We start from the raw sequence: 18,104 nt of genomic DNA on the forward strand, positions 1-18,104 counted from the left end.
TTACCTCACCAACGTGCCGGTGCGGCGGATTTTCCGCTGCAACTGCAAGATCCCATAGAGCAATGCCTCGGCCGTGGGCGGGCAGCCCGGCACATAGACATCGATCGGCACGATGCGATCGCACCCGCGCACCACCGAATAGCTGTAGTGGTAATAGCCGCCGCCATTGGCGCAGCTGCCCATCGAGATCACATAGCGCGGCTCGGGCATCTGGTCGTAGACCTTGCGCAGAGCCGGGGCCATCTTATTGGTCAAAGTGCCCGCAACGATCATCAAGTCCGACTGACGCGGCGAAGCGCGCGGGGCGGTGCCAAAACGCTCAAGGTCATAGCGCGGCATCGAGGTATGCATCATCTCAACCGCGCAGCAGGCCAGACCAAAGGTCATCCAATGCAGCGAGCCGATGCGCGCCCAGTTGATGATATCCTCGGTCGAGGTCAGCAGGAAACCTTTGTCCTGCAACTCACGATTCAGGGCTTGAACGGCAACCTCATGGTCGCCACCGGCCGTATTGGCCCCGGTCATCACTCCCATTCCAGAGCCCCCTTCTTCCATTCATAGGCAAAGCCGACGGTCAGAACCCCAAGAAAGATCATCATCGACCAGAAGGCCAACATCGAGATTTCGCCAAATGCCACCGCCCATGGGAAGAGGAAGGCGACCTCAAGGTCAAAGATGATGAACAAGATCGAGACCAGATAGAAGCGCACATCGAACTTCATCCGGGCATCGTCAAAGGCGTTAAAACCGCATTCGTAAGCCGAGACCTTTTCGGGGTCCGGGTTGCGCACCGCGATCACGGCAGCGGCAAGGATCAGAACGATCCCAAGGCCGACAGCGATCGCGAGCAGAATGAGGATCGGTAGATACTCTCGGAGAAGCGGGTCCACGAGATACTCCTTACAGCTGGCCACGGGCGAGCTGCGGGTGCTGGCCACCCGCTTCTACTCTTGGTCCCTCGTTTACTCTCGCCCTTTGGCGGGGTCAACGGACCGGGGGTGAAAACCAATGGTTGCACATGCAGAAAATGCGCATTTTGCCGCAGTGCTCCCCTGCGCATTCCGAGTGTTTTAGTTGGTTATTGAGGGCATTCAATGTGCCACGCCCGGTCGCGGATGACAGACATAGTGTCGCGCGCGACTTAATCGCACCACCCAGCCCGGCGCCCCCCGTCATAGGGGCGGCCATGGCCCGCTGCCAGCATCATGCGGCTGGCGTTTTGGCCGTCCAAAACCAGATGGACCAGCACGCGGCGGTATTTGTCTTGGCCGGAAATTTCCACCCGCACCTCTTGCGCCGCATAGATCATCGCCTTCAACGCCTCCTTGGCAGCTTGGGCCAAACGGATTTCAGCCGGGCATTGGCCCCGCATCTCGGGCGTGTCGATATCCATAATCCGCGCCGCTTGCTGCCCATCAGGGCAGTCCAACCCCAGCGAGTCGCCGTCGATGACATAGGCGACGCGGCAGCCCTGCCCCGGTTGCACGGGCGGATCGGCCCAGTGCACCAACGCCAACATCCCCAGCACCGTGAGGAAGATATAGGCGACCAAATTCAGATGACGCAGCAAGCCTATTGCACCTGCGGCGCGGTTGCGGCCTCAACCTCATCGGCCTGCCCGATGCGCAAAACCTCGGCGCGCAAGATACGGGCGATTTGCGCGGCATCCTCGGGACTGAAGGTCAGCGGCAAGCGCAGATCGATGAGGCCTGCAAGGATGCGGTCGGTCTGCGGACAGGATTGTGCGCCCGCGTAGCGCCAATGCACATAGCGGCTGGTGAAGGCGACGGGATCGCCCGCGCCGAACCATTTCAGCTCAACTCCGCGCGCAGCAGCGGCGGCGAGAAGCGCCACAATGCGCGGCTCCTCCCAATCGGGGAGCAGGAATTGGAACGAAGACCCGACATAGGCCTCTTCCTCGGGACGCGGGATCAGGCGCAGGCCGGGGGTGGCTTGCAAGCCTGCCTCAAGGGTTTGGTAAAGTGCGGCCCAGCGTTGGCGGCGCTCAGCCAGCATGGCGATTTGCGGGCGCAGGATCGCCGCCCGCAGATTGTCCATCCGCCCGGAAACATTGGGAATATCGAGCTTGATCGCCTCAAACACTTCGGGCTCCGGTGCTGCGGGATGCTTGCCGTAAAGCATGTAAGAGCCCGACAAGAGCACCATCTTCGCAGCGATCTGCGGATCATCGGTGATCAAAAGTCCACCCTCGCCCGAGTTCATATGCTTATAGGTCTGCGTCGAATAGCAGGCGACCGTGCCGTGCCGACCACTGGCGATCCCGCGCCACTCCGCCCCCATTGTATGGGCGCAATCCTCAATCACCGTCACACCAAGGCGCGCACAAAACGCCATCAGCGCCTCCATATCGCAGACGTGGCCGCGCATATGGGAGAGCAGCAAGAGCTTCGCGCCCGAGGCTTTCGCTTGCGCCTCCAAATCGGCAAAATCGATCACCAGATCCGCAGTGATCTCGACAAAGACCGGACGGCCCCCGGCGGCGGCAATCGCTCCCGGCACGGGTGCCAAAGTGAAAGCATTGGTTAGGACCGGATCGCCCGGCGCCATACCGCAAGCCCGCAAAGCACAGCCCATCGCATAACCGCCCGAGGCGACGGCAAGGCAATATTTCGCCCCTGTAAAGGCGGCAAATTCCACCTCGAGCAAAGCGGCCTCCGCCGTCTCACCCGGCACGGTATTGTAGCGATGCAGCCGCCCGTGGCGCAGGACCGCCAAAGCCGCCGCAATCCCCGCCTCCGAGATCGGCTCTTGCTGGGTGAAACTGCCGGTAAAGACCTCAGCCGTGCTCATTCCGGACGCCCCCCTGCGGCTTCAATGCGGCGCTCATGCCGGATCAGCACGAACAGCCAAACCCAGATCGCCGCAAGGATGAATGCCGCAGTGCGATAGGCGATATCGGGGTTCTGCACCACGCGGCCCTCATCCATGAAATGCGCAAACAGCAACGCAAAGAACAAAGTGCCCAAGAGCATGGCGATATTGGTGATGGCCGAGATGCCGCCCTGCAACTCGCCTTGCGCATCCTCGGGCACCCGGCGGGTGAGGATCGCGGTCAGGATCGGATGCACGAACCCTTCAGGCCCATGCAACAGCGTCAGGATCAGCACGGCGACCACGCCGGTGGCCAGCCAGCCATAGCCCGCCACAACAAGCACCGAGGCCGCAAGCCCAAAGAGAATCGTATTATATTCGCCAAAGCGCTTGGTCACCGGTCCGGTGAGGAAGGCCTGGCAGACCGCCGAGACCAGACCAAAGGCCGCTAAGGTCAGCCCGACCATCTGCTCGGACCAGCCGAATTTCGCGATGCCCCAGAAGGACCAGACCGCCGGGTAAACCGCGGTGCCAAAGAAATAGACCCCCATCAGCAGGCACAAGGGCAAGACGCCGCGATAGGTAGAGAAGACCTTGAAGGCTCCAAAGGGATTGGCGCGCATCCATTCAAACTTGCGCCGGCTTTCCAAGGGCAGCGACTCGCGCAGCACAAACCAGCCATAGGCGAAATTGGCCAATGAGATCGCGGCGGCAACCCAGAACGGCACCCGCGCGCCAAAGCCGCCCAAAAGACCGCCAATCGCCGGGCCAATGATGAAGCCCACACCAAAGGCCGCGCCCATCAGGCCAAAAGCGCGGGCGCGCTCTTCGGGGGCGGTGACATCGGCAATATAGGCCGAAGCGATGATCCAGCTGGAGCCGCAGATGCCTGCGATCACCCGGCCGATGAAAAGCCATACCAGATTGGGTGCCCAAGCCATCAGGATGAAATCCAAGCCCAGCCCGAAAATTGCCAGCAAAAGCAATGGCCTGCGCCCGTAGCGGTCTGAGAGGTTGCCCATGAGCGGCGCAAAGGCGAATTGCGCCAGCGAGAAGGCGGCGAACATCCAGCCGCCGATCCATGCCGCCTCGCCGATGCCAACATGGCCCACATCTTCGATCAGCTTTGGGAGCACCGGCATGATGATGCCAAAGCCCACCATATCTAGAAAAACGGTTACCAAAACGAAGATCACCGCATGGCGCGCAGCCGCGGGCGTTTGGTCAGAGGCGGCGGGGGTTTCGGCGGATGTGTTCATGGCCGCAGGCATAGGCCCGCACGGCAAGATTTGTCAAACCCAGCACCGACACGCGGTGATGACGGAATTTGTCATTGGTCAGGCCCGCCGCTTTGGCGCATCTTCACAAGCAAGGCAGAGACGGCCCCAACAGCTCGACGCTGGGATAGCCCCCTGCACCACGATTGTCGCTTTTCCCCCTGTGATCCCGGCCCTTCATGCTGGGAGTAAGAAAGGATCGTCCCGATGCGCTTGAAATCTTTCCTGACCCGCCCCGTTCTCGCTGGCTTTGTTGCGCTTAACCTTGGGTTTGCCGCCTTGCCCGCCCGCGCCGATCTTGTGATCCAAGGGCGTGCTGCGCAGGCGCTGCATTGCTCGGCCATGCTCTATATGGTCTCTGAGCAGCTCTATAACGCTGGCTATATGAACCGCTCCGAGCTGAACTGGGCCCAAGGCGCTGCGGTGAAAATGCTCGATTATGTGCCGGGCACCGATGACCAAAAGGTCGCCGCCATGGGCCAACGCTTTGACAAGATCAGCCGCACTCGTTCGCTTGAAGGGCTGATGCAGGAATATAATGACACCTCGACCTGGTGTCAGAAACATTTCCTTTAAAGCAATGGCTTAGCGCTGGTCGAGCAGCTGGCGCGCCAGTTCGGGCAATTGCTCAAAATGCTCCAACAACGCATCGGGCTGCAGGCGAGACACGCCTGCGCCCTCATGCCCAAAGGTGACCAAAGCGATCGGCACACCTGCCGCGCGGGCGGTGCGGTAGTCGGTCTCGGTATCGCCCAACAGCATGCTGCGCGGCGCGTCACCCGCTTGGCGCACCGCCAGATGATAGGGCGCGGCATCGGGTTTGCGCACCGGCAAAGTATCTGCCCCGACCAAAGCGCCGAAATAATCGCGCACATGCAGCGCGCGCAGCAAAGTCTCGGCCAGCCCCTCGGGCTTATTGGTGCAAACCGCCAGCGCACGCCCCTCCGAGCGCAAAGTCTCAAGCGCCGCGACAACGCCGGGATAGAGCACGGTATGCACGCAAATCGCATCGGCATAGGCGGTCAGCAGCGGCTGATACCAGCGGTTCACCACCTCTTCATCGACCGGCCCCAGACGGCCCAGCCCGCGCCGCAGCATCGCCCGCCCGCCGTTCAGCGCCTCTTGCGCATCCTCGGGGCCGAGCTGATCGCCCACCCCCATGGCCCGAAAACAACTGTTGGCAGCGGCCAAGAGATCGCCCGAGGTATCGGCCAAAGTGCCGTCGAGATCGAAGACCACACAGCTCGACGCTTGCAACATCTCGAAACTCTCCGTTATTCGCAGCCCCTTGGCGGCACCCTACGCCCCGCGTAGAACGTCATCACAAAAAAAGGAAGGGGCAGCATGCAGGTCTCACTGATCATCTTGGCGGCGGGCCAAGGCTCGCGGATGAACTCGGACCTGCCAAAGGTCTTGCACCGCGTGGCCGCCGCCCCGCTTTTGCACCACGCGATGAGTGCTGCCCGCAGCCTTGAACCTGCGCGCACCGTTGTGGTCGTAGGGCATGGCGCTGATGAGGTTCGCGCCGCGGCCGAGCGCTTTGATCCGCAGGCCGAGACGGTGCTGCAAGCCGAACAGCTCGGCACCGGCCATGCCGTGGCACAAGCCGCCCCCTTGCTGGCCGAGGCGCCGGGCGAGGTGATCGTGCTTTACGGCGACACGCCCTTCATCCGGCCCGAGACCTTGCAAGCCATGCTGGACGCCCGCGCGCAGCATGATGTGGTGGTTCTTGGCTTTAATGCTGCAAATCCAGGCCGTTACGGGCGATTGCTCACCCAAGGTGAGAGCCTTCTGGCGATCCGCGAATATAAAGACGCATCGGATGAAGAACGCGCGATAAGCCTCTGTAATTCCGGCGTTATCTGCGCTTCTTCGAAGAACCTCTTCACACTGGTCGCTCAGCTTGGCAATGCCAATGCGGCGGGTGAATATTACCTGACCGATGTTGTAGAACTCGCTCGCGCCGACGGTCAATCCGCCGGTGTGGTGATCTGCGATGAGGCGGAAACGCTTGGGATTAACACCCGCGCAGAACTGGCTGATGCAGAAGCGAAATTCCAAAATCGCGCGCGGGCTGAGGCTTTGGAAAATGGCGTCACCCTGACCGCACCCGACACGGTTTACTTCGCGCTCGACACTTTCATTGGCCGCGACGCGATCATTGGCCCGAATGTCATCTTTGGCCCCGGTGTCACCATTGAATCCGGCGCCGAGATCCGGGGCTTTTGCCATCTTGAAGGCGCCCATGTCAGCCGCGGCTCTGACGTTGGCCCCTTTGCCCGCCTGCGCCCCGGCGCTGAACTGGCCGAGCATGTGCATGTCGGCAATTTCGTTGAGATCAAGAACGCCATCCTCGACGAAGGCGTCAAAGTCGGCCATCTGAGCTATATCGGTGATGCCGATATCGGCGAGCGCACCAATATTGGCGCGGGCACGGTGACCTGCAATTACGATGGGGTAATGAAGCACCGCACCCGCATCGGCAAAGACGTTTTCATCGGCTCGGACACCATGCTGGTCGCCCCGGTGAGCATTGGCAATGCGGCGATGACCGGCTCGGGTTCGGTGATCACGCAAGATGTGCCGGCCGAGGCCTTGGCGCTTGGCCGCGCTCCGCAGGTGACGAAACCCGGCCTTGCGACCCGGTTGATGGACAAATTGCGCGCGATCAAAGCCGCAAAAGCGAAAGGCTGAACCATGTGCGGGATTGTCGGTGTGCTGGGCCATCACGAGGTGGCGCCACTTCTGGTCGAAGCGCTGAAACGGCTGGAATATCGCGGCTATGACTCGGCGGGGATTGCGACGGTGAACCAAGGCCAGCTCGACCGCCGCCGCGCGGTGGGCAAGCTGGTGAATCTCTCGGATCTCTTGGTGCATCAACCGCTTGCGGGCAAAGCAGGCATTGGCCACACCCGTTGGGCGACCCACGGCGGGCCCGAATTGCGCAACGCCCACCCCCACCGTGCCGGCCCCGTGGCTGTGGTGCACAATGGCATCATCGAGAACTTCCGCGCTTTGCGCGAAGAGCTGGCCGCCGATGGCTATGCGCAGGAATCCGAGACCGATACCGAGACCGTCGCCCTGCTTGCCAAGCGCGAGATGGACCGCGGTGCCGCTCCGGTTGAGGCCGCCCGCCTCACCCTCAAACGCCTGCACGGCGCTTTTGCTTTGTGCTTCCTCTTCGACGGCGAAGAAGACCTGATGGTCGCCGCCCGCAAAGGCAGCCCGCTGGCCGTGGGTTGGGGCGAGGGAGAGATGTTCATCGGCTCGGACGCCATTGCATTGGCGCCGATGACCGACCGGATCACCTATCTGGAAGAGGGCGATTGGGTCACCGTAACCCGCGCCGGCGCGCAGATTTTCGACGCACAAGACCAGCCGGTCGCGCGCCCCGAGACCCGCGTTCAGCTGGACGCGACCCGGATCGAAAAGGGCGGCTATAAGCATTTCATGGCCAAAGAGATTGCCGAGCAACCGCTGGTGATCGCCGATGCTCTGCGCCATTACACCGGCGGCGGGCAAAGCCTGCGCCTGCCCGAAGAGCTTGATTTTGCTAGCATTGACCGCGTGACCTTGGTCGCTTGCGGCACCGGCTCTTACGCCTGCCATGTGGCGAAATACTGGTTCGAACAGATCGCTGGCCTGCCCGCCGAGATCGATATCGCCTCGGAATTCCGCTACCGCGACCCGGTGCTTTCGCCTGCCTCGATGGCGGTCTTTGTCAGCCAATCGGGCGAGACGGCGGATACTTTGGCCGCGCTCCGCTATGCCACTGGCAAGGTCGCGCAGGTGGTCTCGGTGGTGAACGTGCCGACCTCCTCGATCGCGCGCGAGGCCGATCTTGCACTTCCGATCCTTGCCGGGGTTGAGGTCGGGGTTGCCTCGACCAAGGCCTTCACCTGCCAGCTCACCGTTCTGGCGCTAATGGCGCTGAAAGCGGGCCTCGATCGCGGGCGGCTGACGCCGGAAGCGGTGGCCAAGCAGCTTGCCGTTTTGGGCACATTGCCGGGCCTGATGAGCGCGACTTTGGGCCTATCAGACGCCGTGGCGCAGGTCGCAACCGATCTGGCCAAAGCGCAAGACATCCTTTTCTTGGGGCGCGGAACCATGTTCCCGCTTGCCATGGAGGGAGCCCTTAAACTTAAAGAAATAAGCTACATACACGCCGAAGGTTATGCATCAGGTGAACTGAAGCACGGCCCCATCGCGCTGATTGATGCCCAAGTGCCGGTGATCGTTCTGGCCCCGAAAGACGGGCTTTTCGAGAAGACCGTCTCCAACATGCAAGAGGTGATGGCGCGCAACGGCAAGGTGCTCCTGCTCTCAGATGCCGCAGGCATTGCCGAAGCCGGCGCGGGCACTTGGAAGACCCTGACCCTGCCGCAGGTGGACCCGCTCTGGGCGCCGATCCTCTATGCGCTCCCCGCCCAACTTCTGGCCTATCACACCGCCATTGCCAAAGGCACCGATGTGGACCAACCCCGTAACCTTGCCAAATCGGTGACTGTCGAATGACCCCCTTTGAAGAGCTTTTGTCGCGCGAAACCCCCGAGCGTGCGGCGGAAGCTGCCGCCTATCACAAAGCCCCTCGCCGCTATCTGGGCCTGACCACGGCTGAACTGGCCGAGCTGGTGCAGGGCTGGCGCGACGCTCGCTCGGTTGAAGAGCGCGTGGCTTTGGCCGATGAGCTGTGGCAAAGCGATGTGCATGAGGCGCGGATGGCGGCGGCCAAGCTTCTCGTGCAGGCGCGGATCCGGCCGGACGCGGGCGTTTGGGCGCTGATCTGCGCTTGGGTGCCGCAGCTTGACGCTTGGGCGATCGCCGATGCTGTGACGGATGCCGGTGCGCGGCGGCTGGTGGCAGATCCAACCCGGCTTGACGAGGTTGAGGCTTGGACCGGTTCCGAGCATCTTTGGTCCCGCCGCGCGGCCCTCGAGATGACGCGGCCTTGGGCCAAGCTCAGCAAGGTGAAGCCCGAGGATCTGGCGATCCGCGAGCGTGTGCTGGCTTGGGCCGAGACCTACACGACGGACCGCGATTGGTTCATCCAAAAATCCCTCGCCGATTGGCTGCGCGATCTGTCGAAACATGACCCCGAACGCAGCCGGTTGTTCCTTGAAGAGCATGGCGAGAAGATGAAGCGCTTTGCCCGCAAAGAAGCCGGCCAGCATCTCGGATGAGCGCCTGACGGCGCAAGCTTTTGTCTCGCCTCTGCGCGCCTCGCGGCGCGCAACCGGCTCGGGCGGCCTCCGGTGGGGATATTTGAAAATTCTGAAAGAAATCCGCCTCTTTCAGAACTTAAATATCCTCGGGGAGTGTGGAGGTGGGGCGAAGCGCCCCGCCCTTCAGCTCACGATCCCAAGATCGTCATTTGCGGCAGATCGGTCAGGCTGATGCCAAGCGCCTGATAGGCCGAGAGTGACATCAAAGCCGCCCCGCTGCCCGGCCGCAGTTCCACCGCCAGCACCTTGCCATTGGGCGCGCGGACCGAGCCTTTTTGCACCTTACTGACCAAAGAAGTCTGCACCCAAAGCCCCGCATCCGCCGGTGAGCCCAAAGCCACCACTTGCGTGCCCAAGGCGCCTCCGCTGGCACCGGCCGCCAAAGCCGCCTGTTTTTCAGCCGCCGAAGTCGTATCCAAAGCCGCAACCGACTGCCCAGAACCCAAACCGGCCAGCGGTTGCGTCTGCACGGGTGAGGCAAATTCGGTGGCAAGACCGGGATCAGCGGGTGCCGCCTTGCGGCCCGGCAGCGCCGAGCAAGCCGCCAAAGACAAAAGTAAAACCGGCACTAGGTAAAGGCGCATAGCAAGCACTCACTCTCTTCTTTTCAAAGGAGGATAGTCCCCAGTCCCTGCCCTCGCAACCTCTTGAACATGCGCCAAGCGGCGCGCCGCCCGCTTATGATCTTAGATGCCGCCCCTCTGCCCATCCGTGCCGCTTTCAAGCTTGTGCGGTGACCGCGCCGACCTTAGGTTAACCTCATGTCCGCAGCCCCGCTCATCGACCCGTTCCACCGCGCCATCTCCTATCTGCGCGTCTCGGTCACCGACCGTTGCGATTTTCGCTGCACCTATTGCATGGCCGAGCATATGACCTTCTTGCCGAAGGCCGATTTGCTGAGCCTTGAAGAGCTGGACCGGCTTTGCACCTCGTTCATCGGGCTTGGCGTGGAAAAGTTGCGCATCACTGGCGGCGAGCCTTTGGTGCGCAAAGGCATCCTGACCTTTTTCGAGGCGATGGCGCGGCATCTGCAAACCGGCGCTTTGAAAGAGCTGACGCTGACCACCAATGGCAGCCAATTGGGCAAATATGCCCAAGCCTTGGCCGATTTGGGGGTGAAGCGGATCAACGTCTCGCTCGACACTTTGGACCCGGCGAAATTCGCCCAGATCACCCGCTGGGGCCGCTTGCCTCAGGTCTTGGATGGCATCGCGGCGGCCAAGGCGGCCGGGCTGCGGGTCAAGATCAATGCCGTGGCTTTGCAAGGCTTTAACGAGGATGAGCAGTTCAGCCTGACCGAATGGTGCGCCCGCGAAGGCCATGATCTCACTTGGATCGAAGTGATGCCGATGGGCGAGATTGAGCCTGCGCGGCTGGGCCAATATTGGAGCCTGCGCGAGCTGCGCCGCCGCTATGAAGACCGCTACAGCGTCACTGATCTCGCCGAGCGCACTGGCGGCCCTGCGCGATATGCGCGGCTTGAAGAGAGCGGGCAGAAGATCGGCTTTATCACGCCTTTGACGCATAATTTCTGCGAAAGCTGCAACCGGGTGCGGCTGACTTGCACGGGTGAGCTTTACATGTGCCTTGGCCAAGAGGATATGGCCGATCTGCGCGCGCCTTTGCGGGCCAGCCCAGATGACGCGCTTTTGGAGCAAGCGATCCGCGCCGCGATCGCGCGCAAGCCCAAGGGGCATGATTTTGACTACAGTCGGCAAAGCGTCTCTGGTCAGATGACCCGCCACATGAGCCATACCGGCGGATAAGCCTTTAAATTTATTATAAAATCGACCGGAAGCGATATTCCCCCCGCCTCCGGTCGATCGTCGCTGTTGGGCTGGCCCATTTGCGACTTCAAGCACCAACCCACGGCCCATTGGGGAGCTATAAGCCGGGGGGAAGTGCCTTTGATAAAGCTTATTTCGTCAGGATCAGCTTGCCCATCCGAGTGATCCGCAGGGTGTAAAGCTGCCCCTCAAGGTCGATCCGAGCCAAGCTGCCGCCTTCGGTCAGGACGCGGGCCTCATGCACCGGGGTTGCGTCAGCGGTCAGCCAAGGGGTCAGGAAAGGTTCTGCACGCATATTCATTTCCGCATCTCCAAATGGTCGATCAACGCCTCAAGCCGGGCGCAGGGCATCAGCCCATCGAAAAGACCGGCCATCGCGCGGCGCAGCAGCTCGAAAGCATCTACGGCGGGGGCTTCAAGCCGCGAAACCTGCGGGGACATGGCGCTCTCCTATGGGGGTAAAACACACCGGGCTAGCGCTAGAGAGCCGCTTTGCTTGGTCACAGCTACATTCCTGACTAATTTAATAACCTTTGTCAAGCGCGCTGGAGGGCGTGATTGAAAAAGGGGGGGGCAACCTGCCGGTGCCCCCCCTTCTTTGACCGCGTTCTGCAAAGGAGCGCTTACTTGCCCCAGGTTTTCTCCAGCACCCGCATCCAGTTCGAAAAGGCTAGCTTTTCAACCAGTTCAGCGCCGAATTGGTGGTCCAAGCAAGCCTGCACCAGACGCGGCAGGCCTTCGACATCTGCGATCCCGGCAGGCATCATCGCCCCGTCGAAATCCGAGCCAAAGCCCACACGATTCTCGCCCAAGCGCGAAATCAGATGGTCGAGATGGCGCATCATCACATCCCAGTCGAAATTGGGGTCTTCAAGCCCGTCCGGGCGCAGGAAGCCCACGGCGAAGTTCAGCCCCACCATGCCGTCGCTTTCGGCAATAGCATCCAGCTGCCAATCGGTCAGGTTGCGGGTCGAATGGCAGATGGCATGGGCGTTGGAATGGGTGGCAACCAGTGGCGCATCCGAGACGCGCATCACATCGCGAAAGCCGGCCGCGTTGAGATGGCTCAGGTCCAGCATGATCCGCAAGCTGTTGCATTCGCGGACCAAAGCCTCCCCCGCCGGGGTCAGACCGGGGCCGGTGTCGGGATCTGCGGGAAAGCGGAAAGGCACGCCATGGCCAAAGATCGTCGGGCGCGACCAGACCGGCCCCAAAGAGCGCATCCCCACCGCATGGAAGAGATGCAAAGCATCGAGATCGGCGCCAATCGCCTCGGCGCCCTCCATATGCAGCACGCCCGCAATCGCCCCCGCATCCACGGCCGCGCGAATATCTTTGACCGTCAAGCAATGGCGGAAGGCGCCGCCCGAGGCCCGCACCATCCAATGGAACAGCCCCGCCTGATGCATCGCCGGGCCGATCGCCTCGGGCGCGTGGATCAGCTCGGGCAAGGGCATGTCATAGGGCGGCGCGCGAAAGCCAGCGACGGCATCATCGCCTTCGTCGTCATAGGGCGAGGGCACATAGATGGCGAACATACCGCCCGCAAAGCCGCCGGCTTGCATGCGCGGCAGGTCAAGATGGCCCTTCCCTTCGCCGGTCAGAAAGATCTCGGACCGCCGCTCGGGCGCCATGTGCAGCCGCAAGAGGATGTCATTATGACCGTCGAAAACCTTTTGCATGGCAGGCCGCGCTCCTAGGGATGGTTGGCGCGCATCTGAACCGGCGAGAGACCGATTGGCAAGGTTTTACGGCATGCCCTGCGCCAGCATACGGGGCGCAAAAGGGGCGCATGACGCGCCCCTTCCATAGCCTTCAACCCGTCACTTTCAGCCCAAAGCGTAGCCCGCCCCGCGCACCGTGCGCAAAGGATCGTCGCCGCCCTCAGCCATCAGGCTTTTGCGCAAGCGGCCGACATGGACATCGACGGTGCGGGTGTCGACATAGATGTCGCGGCCCCAAACCCGGTCCAAAAGCTGATCGCGGCTCCAGACGCGACCGGGCTTTTCGATCAAAGCGGTCAGCAAGCGAAACTCGGTCGGGCCAAGCTTCAGCACCTTATCGGCGCGGTAGACCCGGTGGGTTTCGGGATCAAGGCGAATGTCGCCCCATTCCAGCACCACGCCAGCGGTCGAGGGGCGAACCCGGCGCAGCTGCGCGCGCGCCCGCGCCATCAACTCCAGCACCGAATAGGGCTTAATCACATAATCATCGGCGCCGGTCTCAAGTCCGCGGATCCGGTCCACCTCTTCGGCGCGGGCCGAGAGCATGATGATCGGGATGCGCCGCGTCTCGGGGCGCATCTTCAACTGGCGACAGACTTCGATCCCGGAGAGCTTGGGCATCATCCAATCGAGGATGATGATATCGGGCCCCTCTTCTTCCACCAGCAGCAAGGCATCTTCACCATTATCCGCTGCGATGACACGAAAGCCTTCTGCATCAAGGTTATAAGCCAGAACCTCACGCTGAGCGGGTTCATCCTCGACCAGCAGAACCACGGGCCTTTCGTCTTGCGCCATCACCATCTCCTTCAACAGTCGCCGGGTTTAGCCTTGCAAAAGCCCGGTTGATTCCACCTTTGGCCGCGCCACATCGGGCAGCTGGCCGCGCACAAAATAAATCACCTGCTCGGCAATCGAGGTGGCGTGGTCGCCCACCCGCTCGATGTTCTTGGCGATGAAATGCAGATGCATACAGGCCGAGATGTTGCGCGGGTCTTCCATCATATAGGTCAGGAATTCGCGGAACAAAGCGTTGTAAAGCTGGTCGATCTCATGGTCACGCTGGCGCACCTCTTCGGCGCGTCCGGCATCGCGGGCCACGAAAGCATCCAGCGCATCGGAGAGCATCGCCACCACGGCCCGCGCCATCCTCCGGATCGCCCCGCCCGAACTGCCCACCGGCGCCATCGGCAGCAAAACCAGCGCGCGTTTGGCCAAGTTCTTGGCGTAATCCCCCGACCGCTCCAGCGCCGAGGCGATGCGCATCACCGAAAGCACCAGCCGCAAATCGCCCGCAGCCGGGGCCTCAAGCGCCAAAAGCCGCGCACAATCGGTCTGGATCTCTTCTTCCAGCGCATCAATCGCCGCATCGCCCTGCCGCACCCGCTCGGCCAAGGTCGCGTCGCGGCGTTCAAGCGCTTCTGCTGCATCCAAAAGGGCCGCCTCAACCAGCCCGCCCAACTTCATCACGCGGGCCTGCACGGCTTCCAGATCGGTGTCGAAGCGGCGGCGAATATGTGGGTCCAGCATGGTCAATCCTTCGCGGGCCGGGGATGCGCGGGCTGCCCGGACTTTGGGTGGTGTCGCACAGCCCTGAGACATCTGCGTAACGAGTTTGTGACAGTTTGATGAAAATGTGCAATGCAGCGCGCGGGCCAGACGCGGGCAGTTTAGCGCGATTTGGCCAAAAGCGCCTCAATCTCAGCCCGCGCGGGCATCGCCCCTGCCGTACCGGGGCGCGTCACCGAAATCCCCGCCGTGGCACAGCCAAAACGCACCGCCTCAATCACCTCGCGCCCCTCGGTCAGCGCCACGGTAAAGCCGCCATTGAAGGCATCGCCCGCGCCCGTGGTCTCGACCACCGGCCCCGCGCTGATCACCGGCACATGCACCGAGCGTTCTGCATCCCGGTAAAGCGCGCCATTGCCGCCAAGGGTGATCAACACCGCCCCCACACCCCGCGCCAGCAAAGCATCCGCGGCCTGCTCGGCGCTGGTAAGATCAGTGACTGGAATGCCGGTCAGGATCTCGGCTTCGGTCTCATTGGGGGTTAGGTAATCGCAAAGCTGCAGCATCTCATCGCTGAGCGGCGCAGCCGGCGCGGGGTTCAAGATCGTCGGCACGCCAGCGGCACGGGCGATCTGCAGCCCGCGCAAGGCCGCCGGGATCGGCTGTTCCAGCTGGGTCACAAAGGCCGCAGCGCCCTTGATAAGCCCTGCCCGCGCCTCGACATCCGCAACCGAGATTCGCGCCGCCGCCCCCGGCGAGACGATGATCGCATTGTTGCCGGTGCCAGATTCGAGGAAAATGAAAGCCGCCCCGGTGAAGCTTTCGCTGTCCTCTTCGACCTCGGCCTTCACCCCGGCGCGTGCCCAAGTTTGCCGTGCGATCTGCGCAAAATCATCGCGGCCAAGCCGGGTGATGAAATGTACCCCCGCCCCTGCTTCGCCTTGCGCCATTGCCGCCGCGACGGATTGATTCGACCCCTTCCCCCCCGGCCCCAAGGCAAAGCCCTCACCGATGATCGTCTCGCCCATCTTTGGCTGGCGAATGGCCCGGTAAGAGGTGTCGGCGACGAAAATGCCAAGGATCACAATCGGTTTCATAAGCGACCTCTCTTCAGAGCAAGGAAAACATCGGCAGCGCATCAACAGAGCGCGCACCGCCCGCCAACCAACGGGCTACGCCCCGCCCGCCGTCATTACCACCGAATCTGGCCCTGACGCCACTGCACTGGACACAAGCTCGCGTCAGGACTTGCCCCAAGCCCGGTTATCTGCGCATCATAATTTGTGACTTCCGATCAAAACTTTGTGGCCATCTTTCTGACGCTGTAAGTCCGCCATCTGTGCTTTGACTGTTGCGATCCTCGGCCCGTCTCCACCAAGCATCCCTAACCTGCCCTGAACCAATGACATTAACCTATTCTTGGCCAAATCCCGACCGCGACTACGCCAATGGCGCCTTCATCCCTGAAGGCGACAGCTATCTGCCGACTTGGAATGCGGTGGCGGGTGCGTTTCGCGCCAATGCTGGGGATCGGGCACGTCTGGACCTGCCTTACGGTCCCGGCGCGCGGCAGAAGTTTGACCTTTTCCTGCCCTCCCGCCCGCCCGAGGGCGTCTGCGTCTTTGTGCATGGCGGCTTTTGGATGGCGACGGGCCGTGAGAGCTGGTCGCATCTGGCGGCAGGGCCTTTGGCTTGGGGCTGGGCGGTGGCAATGCCGTCCTACACTCTGGCCCCCGATGCGCATATCTCTGAGATGACGCAGGAAATTGCCGCTGCCTGCCGGGCGATCTCGGCCGAGATCGATCTGCCGATGGTGGTTACCGGCCATTCGGCGGGCGGCCATCTCGCGGCGCGGATGGGTTGCGCGGATATCAATCTGCCGATGATCCACCGTGTGCTGCCAATCTCGCCTTTGGCGGAACTGGGACCGCTGATGGCAACGCAGATGAACCAAACCCTGCACATCACCGAGGCCGAATGCGCGGCAGAAAGCCCCGCGCGGTTGTCGTTGCGCGAAGGTGTCTCGGCGCGCGTGTGGGTCGGCGCCGATGAACGCCCTGCCTTCTTGTGGCAAGCGCGCACCTTGGCCGAGGAATGGGCCTGCCCCATGACGGCCGAGCTGGCGCGGCATCATTTCGACGTTGTCGACTCGCTGGCCGATCCGCATTCCGAATTGGTCGAGCTTTTGTTGGAAAGCTAAGGCTCGAGCCACAGCACAAAAGCTGCAGAACAGTCTGCGCTGAAAGGCCCCGGCAAAAACCGCGGGCCTTTTTTACCTTCCCAAAGCCAGCCCAGCGCCATCTGCCGCGACGTTATCACCACGAATCCGGGGGAAATGCCCTCTCGCTTATACCTTAGTGAAAATATCAGCTTTACTCTTCCAAGTGTTTTTGTCACCTATAGCCCAACCCGCAGCCAGCCGTGTTGGTCAGCCAGCGACATGACGTCTATGGAGGTGACTTATGGACCGTCCGCAGGCCGAAGCGGCCAGCCCGTCGGCCCTTCACGCTGCCGCGCCGAAGCTTTTCGGAACCGAACCTTGCCACGACGCCCGGGTGCTGACCGGCGGCGGCAACTCGGCCAGAATTTTGCTGGGAGATCAGGTCTATGCCCTGCGCATCACCAAGGCCGGCAAGTTGATCTTAACCAAGTAAAGCGGGCTTTGGCCTGCTGTCTTCTCGAGTGACCCGAACCCCAAAGGCGCTTTGCGATGATCGTCTGTAGCTGTCTGAACATCTCCGACCATGACATCCGCAAGGCGGTGGATTGGATGCGTGCCGCAGACCCCGACACGGTGATCACCCCCGGGAAGGTCTATCACGCTTTGGGCAAACGCGCCGATTGCGGCGGCTGCATGCCGTTGTTTCTTGATACGATGCGCGCGCGCGACAGCTTTGCTGTGGCCGGAGGCGAAGCCCCGCCAATGCTGCGCAACCGCTTGGCCAGACTTGCGCGCGGATAAGTTGCGACACGGCGCTATTATTCAATCTATTGAAGATCTTACCTTTACCAAAAGCGCGCATAGACATTGCGACAAAGCATGACTAACCTTTCCCTCAGTCCATGCCACGGCAGCCTGTCGAAGCCGGGAAAAGTCCGACACAAAGTGAAAGGTACGGCCATGAAGGGCGACGCAAAAGTCATTGAATATCTGAATGCTGCACTGCGCTCTGAGCTGACGGCGGTGAGCCAATATTGGCTGCATTTCCGCCTGCAAGAGGATTGGGGATTCGGTCATCTGGCGGCGAAAAGCCGTGCCGAGTCGATCGAAGAGATGCAGCACGCCGACAAGTTGATCGCGCGGATCATCTTCTTGGAAGGCCATCCGAACCTGCAAAAGCTTGATTCCCTGCGGATCGGCCAAAACATCCGCGAGACGCTGGAATGCGATCTGGCCGGTGAGCATGATGCCCGCACGCTCTACATCGAAGCGCGGCGGCATTGCGACACGGTGGGCGATTTCGTCACCCGTTCACTCTTCGATGAGCTGATCGCTGATGAGGAAGGCCATATCGACTTCCTTGAGACCCAGCTGAGCCTTTATGACACTTTGGGCGCGGCACAATACGGGCTTTTGAACGCCAAACCAGCGGATCAGGCCGAGTGAGCTAAGGCAGCCGGAGGGGCTTCGCGCCCCTCCGGACCTCCCCGCGGAGTATTTAAGTCAAGATGAAAGGGCTTTGCGTTTCGGCGCAGGGCCCTTTTGCATTGCGGCCCCTGACCGAGGTGACGGCGCAAGCTCTGGCCTGCTGC

Annotated in this window: 22 protein-coding genes; 9 read left to right on the top strand and 13 right to left on the bottom strand. The window is 61.8% G+C overall.

Annotated features, from left to right (window positions below; all coding sequences use genetic code 11):
- From Q9295_RS09840 to Q9295_RS09860, 5 genes are all read right to left on the bottom strand, one after another.
- Positions 1-534, bottom strand: coding sequence for a NuoB/complex I 20 kDa subunit family protein (locus Q9295_RS09840; protein ID WP_306680386.1), 534 nt, complete (start codon positions 532-534; stop codon positions 1-3).
- Positions 525-890 carry an NADH-quinone oxidoreductase subunit A gene (locus tag Q9295_RS09845; protein WP_306680387.1) on the bottom strand — a complete coding sequence of 122 codons (366 nt, stop codon included), beginning with the start codon at positions 888-890 and terminating at the stop codon, positions 525-527. Before Q9295_RS09845 ends, Q9295_RS09840 begins: the two co-directional genes overlap by 10 nt.
- A gap of 251 nt (positions 891-1,141) precedes the next feature.
- Complete coding sequence (locus tag Q9295_RS09850; protein WP_306680388.1) at positions 1,142-1,570, bottom strand: thermonuclease family protein; 429 nt, start codon at positions 1,568-1,570, stop codon at positions 1,142-1,144.
- 2 nt (positions 1,571-1,572) lie between these two features.
- Positions 1,573-2,811 (bottom strand): DegT/DnrJ/EryC1/StrS family aminotransferase, encoded by a 1,239-nt coding sequence (locus Q9295_RS09855; protein ID WP_306680389.1) that lies wholly within the window; start codon positions 2,809-2,811, stop codon positions 1,573-1,575.
- Positions 2,808-4,091 carry a TCR/Tet family MFS transporter gene (locus tag Q9295_RS09860; RefSeq protein ID WP_306680390.1) on the bottom strand — a complete coding sequence of 428 codons (1,284 nt, stop codon included), beginning with the start codon at positions 4,089-4,091 and terminating at the stop codon, positions 2,808-2,810. The genes Q9295_RS09855 and Q9295_RS09860 overlap by 4 nt, the downstream gene beginning before the upstream one ends.
- Before the next feature lie 225 nt (positions 4,092-4,316).
- Here Q9295_RS09860 and Q9295_RS09865 point away from each other — a divergent pair, with 225 nt between their 5' ends.
- Positions 4,317-4,685, top strand: coding sequence for a hypothetical protein (locus tag Q9295_RS09865; RefSeq protein WP_306680391.1), 369 nt, complete (start codon positions 4,317-4,319; stop codon positions 4,683-4,685).
- A gap of 9 nt (positions 4,686-4,694) precedes the next feature.
- Here the strand turns inward: Q9295_RS09865 and Q9295_RS09870 are convergent, their stop codons facing one another.
- Complete coding sequence (locus tag Q9295_RS09870; protein WP_306680392.1) at positions 4,695-5,369, bottom strand: HAD-IA family hydrolase; 675 nt, start codon at positions 5,367-5,369, stop codon at positions 4,695-4,697.
- An 84-nt stretch (positions 5,370-5,453) separates the two neighbouring features.
- On the opposite strand from Q9295_RS09870, the gene glmU reads away from it, so the two are divergent.
- From glmU to Q9295_RS09885, 3 genes are read left to right on the top strand one after another with little or no spacing between them, the layout of a single operon-like run.
- Entirely contained in the window at positions 5,454-6,803 is a 1,350-nt protein-coding gene (glmU, locus tag Q9295_RS09875) for a bifunctional UDP-N-acetylglucosamine diphosphorylase/glucosamine-1-phosphate N-acetyltransferase GlmU (RefSeq protein ID WP_306680393.1), read from the top strand.
- A 3-nt stretch (positions 6,804-6,806) separates the two neighbouring features.
- Positions 6,807-8,624, top strand: coding sequence for a glutamine--fructose-6-phosphate transaminase (isomerizing) (gene glmS, locus Q9295_RS09880; RefSeq protein ID WP_306680394.1), 1,818 nt, complete (start codon positions 6,807-6,809; stop codon positions 8,622-8,624).
- Positions 8,621-9,289, top strand: a complete 669-nt coding sequence (locus tag Q9295_RS09885; protein ID WP_306680395.1) for a DNA alkylation repair protein — start codon at positions 8,621-8,623, stop codon at positions 9,287-9,289. The genes glmS and Q9295_RS09885 overlap by 4 nt, the downstream gene beginning before the upstream one ends.
- Positions 9,290-9,459: 170 nt before the next feature.
- Here Q9295_RS09885 and Q9295_RS09890 read toward each other — a convergent pair whose 3' ends face one another.
- Positions 9,460-9,915, bottom strand: coding sequence for a hypothetical protein (locus Q9295_RS09890; RefSeq protein ID WP_306680396.1), 456 nt, complete (start codon positions 9,913-9,915; stop codon positions 9,460-9,462).
- Positions 9,916-10,092: 177 nt separating this feature from the next.
- Between Q9295_RS09890 and moaA the strand changes: the two genes are divergently transcribed.
- Positions 10,093-11,097 carry a GTP 3',8-cyclase MoaA gene (moaA, locus tag Q9295_RS09895; RefSeq protein ID WP_306680398.1) on the top strand — a complete coding sequence of 335 codons (1,005 nt, stop codon included), beginning with the start codon at positions 10,093-10,095 and terminating at the stop codon, positions 11,095-11,097.
- 151 nt (positions 11,098-11,248) lie between these two features.
- Here the strand turns inward: moaA and Q9295_RS09900 are convergent, their stop codons facing one another.
- From Q9295_RS09900 to Q9295_RS09925, 6 genes are all read right to left on the bottom strand, one after another.
- Positions 11,249-11,413 carry a hemin uptake protein HemP gene (locus Q9295_RS09900; protein WP_306680399.1) on the bottom strand — a complete coding sequence of 55 codons (165 nt, stop codon included), beginning with the start codon at positions 11,411-11,413 and terminating at the stop codon, positions 11,249-11,251.
- 2 nt (positions 11,414-11,415) lie between these two features.
- Positions 11,416-11,559, bottom strand: a complete 144-nt coding sequence (locus Q9295_RS09905; protein ID WP_306680400.1) for a hypothetical protein — start codon at positions 11,557-11,559, stop codon at positions 11,416-11,418.
- A gap of 182 nt (positions 11,560-11,741) precedes the next feature.
- Positions 11,742-12,800: a dipeptidase gene (locus Q9295_RS09910; RefSeq protein ID WP_306680401.1), complete on the bottom strand. Its 1,059-nt coding sequence runs from the start codon at positions 12,798-12,800 to the stop codon at positions 11,742-11,744.
- 147 nt (positions 12,801-12,947) lie between these two features.
- A complete protein-coding gene (gene phoB, locus Q9295_RS09915) occupies positions 12,948-13,640 on the bottom strand; it encodes a phosphate regulon transcriptional regulator PhoB (protein WP_306680402.1) in 693 nt (230 codons plus the stop codon).
- 27 nt (positions 13,641-13,667) lie between these two features.
- The gene (gene phoU / locus Q9295_RS09920) at positions 13,668-14,372 is read right to left on the bottom strand and encodes a phosphate signaling complex protein PhoU (protein ID WP_306680403.1); all 705 of its coding nucleotides are present in this window, start codon (positions 14,370-14,372) and stop codon (positions 13,668-13,670) included.
- Between the two features lie 140 nt (positions 14,373-14,512).
- On the bottom strand, positions 14,513-15,448 hold the full coding sequence (locus Q9295_RS09925; protein ID WP_306680404.1) for a ribokinase: 936 nt from the start codon (positions 15,446-15,448) through the stop codon (positions 14,513-14,515).
- Positions 15,449-15,753: 305 nt separating this feature from the next.
- Here Q9295_RS09925 and Q9295_RS09930 point away from each other — a divergent pair, with 305 nt between their 5' ends.
- The 4 genes from Q9295_RS09930 to bfr all read left to right on the top strand — a co-directional run bounded on the left by Q9295_RS09930 (position 15,754) and on the right by bfr (position 17,958).
- The gene (locus Q9295_RS09930; protein WP_306680405.1) at positions 15,754-16,551 is read left to right on the top strand and encodes a hormone-sensitive lipase; all 798 of its coding nucleotides are present in this window, start codon (positions 15,754-15,756) and stop codon (positions 16,549-16,551) included.
- A 262-nt stretch (positions 16,552-16,813) separates the two neighbouring features.
- Positions 16,814-17,005 carry a hemin uptake protein HemP gene (gene hemP / locus Q9295_RS09935; RefSeq protein ID WP_306680406.1) on the top strand — a complete coding sequence of 64 codons (192 nt, stop codon included), beginning with the start codon at positions 16,814-16,816 and terminating at the stop codon, positions 17,003-17,005.
- A 56-nt stretch (positions 17,006-17,061) separates the two neighbouring features.
- Positions 17,062-17,313 (top strand): (2Fe-2S)-binding protein, encoded by a 252-nt coding sequence (locus Q9295_RS09940; protein WP_306680407.1) that lies wholly within the window; start codon positions 17,062-17,064, stop codon positions 17,311-17,313.
- Positions 17,314-17,472: 159 nt separating this feature from the next.
- Positions 17,473-17,958 (top strand): bacterioferritin, encoded by a 486-nt coding sequence (gene bfr / locus Q9295_RS09945; RefSeq protein WP_306680408.1) that lies wholly within the window; start codon positions 17,473-17,475, stop codon positions 17,956-17,958.
- The last annotated feature ends 146 nt before the right edge of the window (positions 17,959-18,104 follow it).

The sequence above is a fragment of the Pseudogemmobacter lacusdianii genome, assembly GCF_030848395.1.
In the GTDB taxonomy this organism is placed as follows: domain Bacteria; phylum Pseudomonadota; class Alphaproteobacteria; order Rhodobacterales; family Rhodobacteraceae; genus Pseudogemmobacter; species Pseudogemmobacter lacusdianii.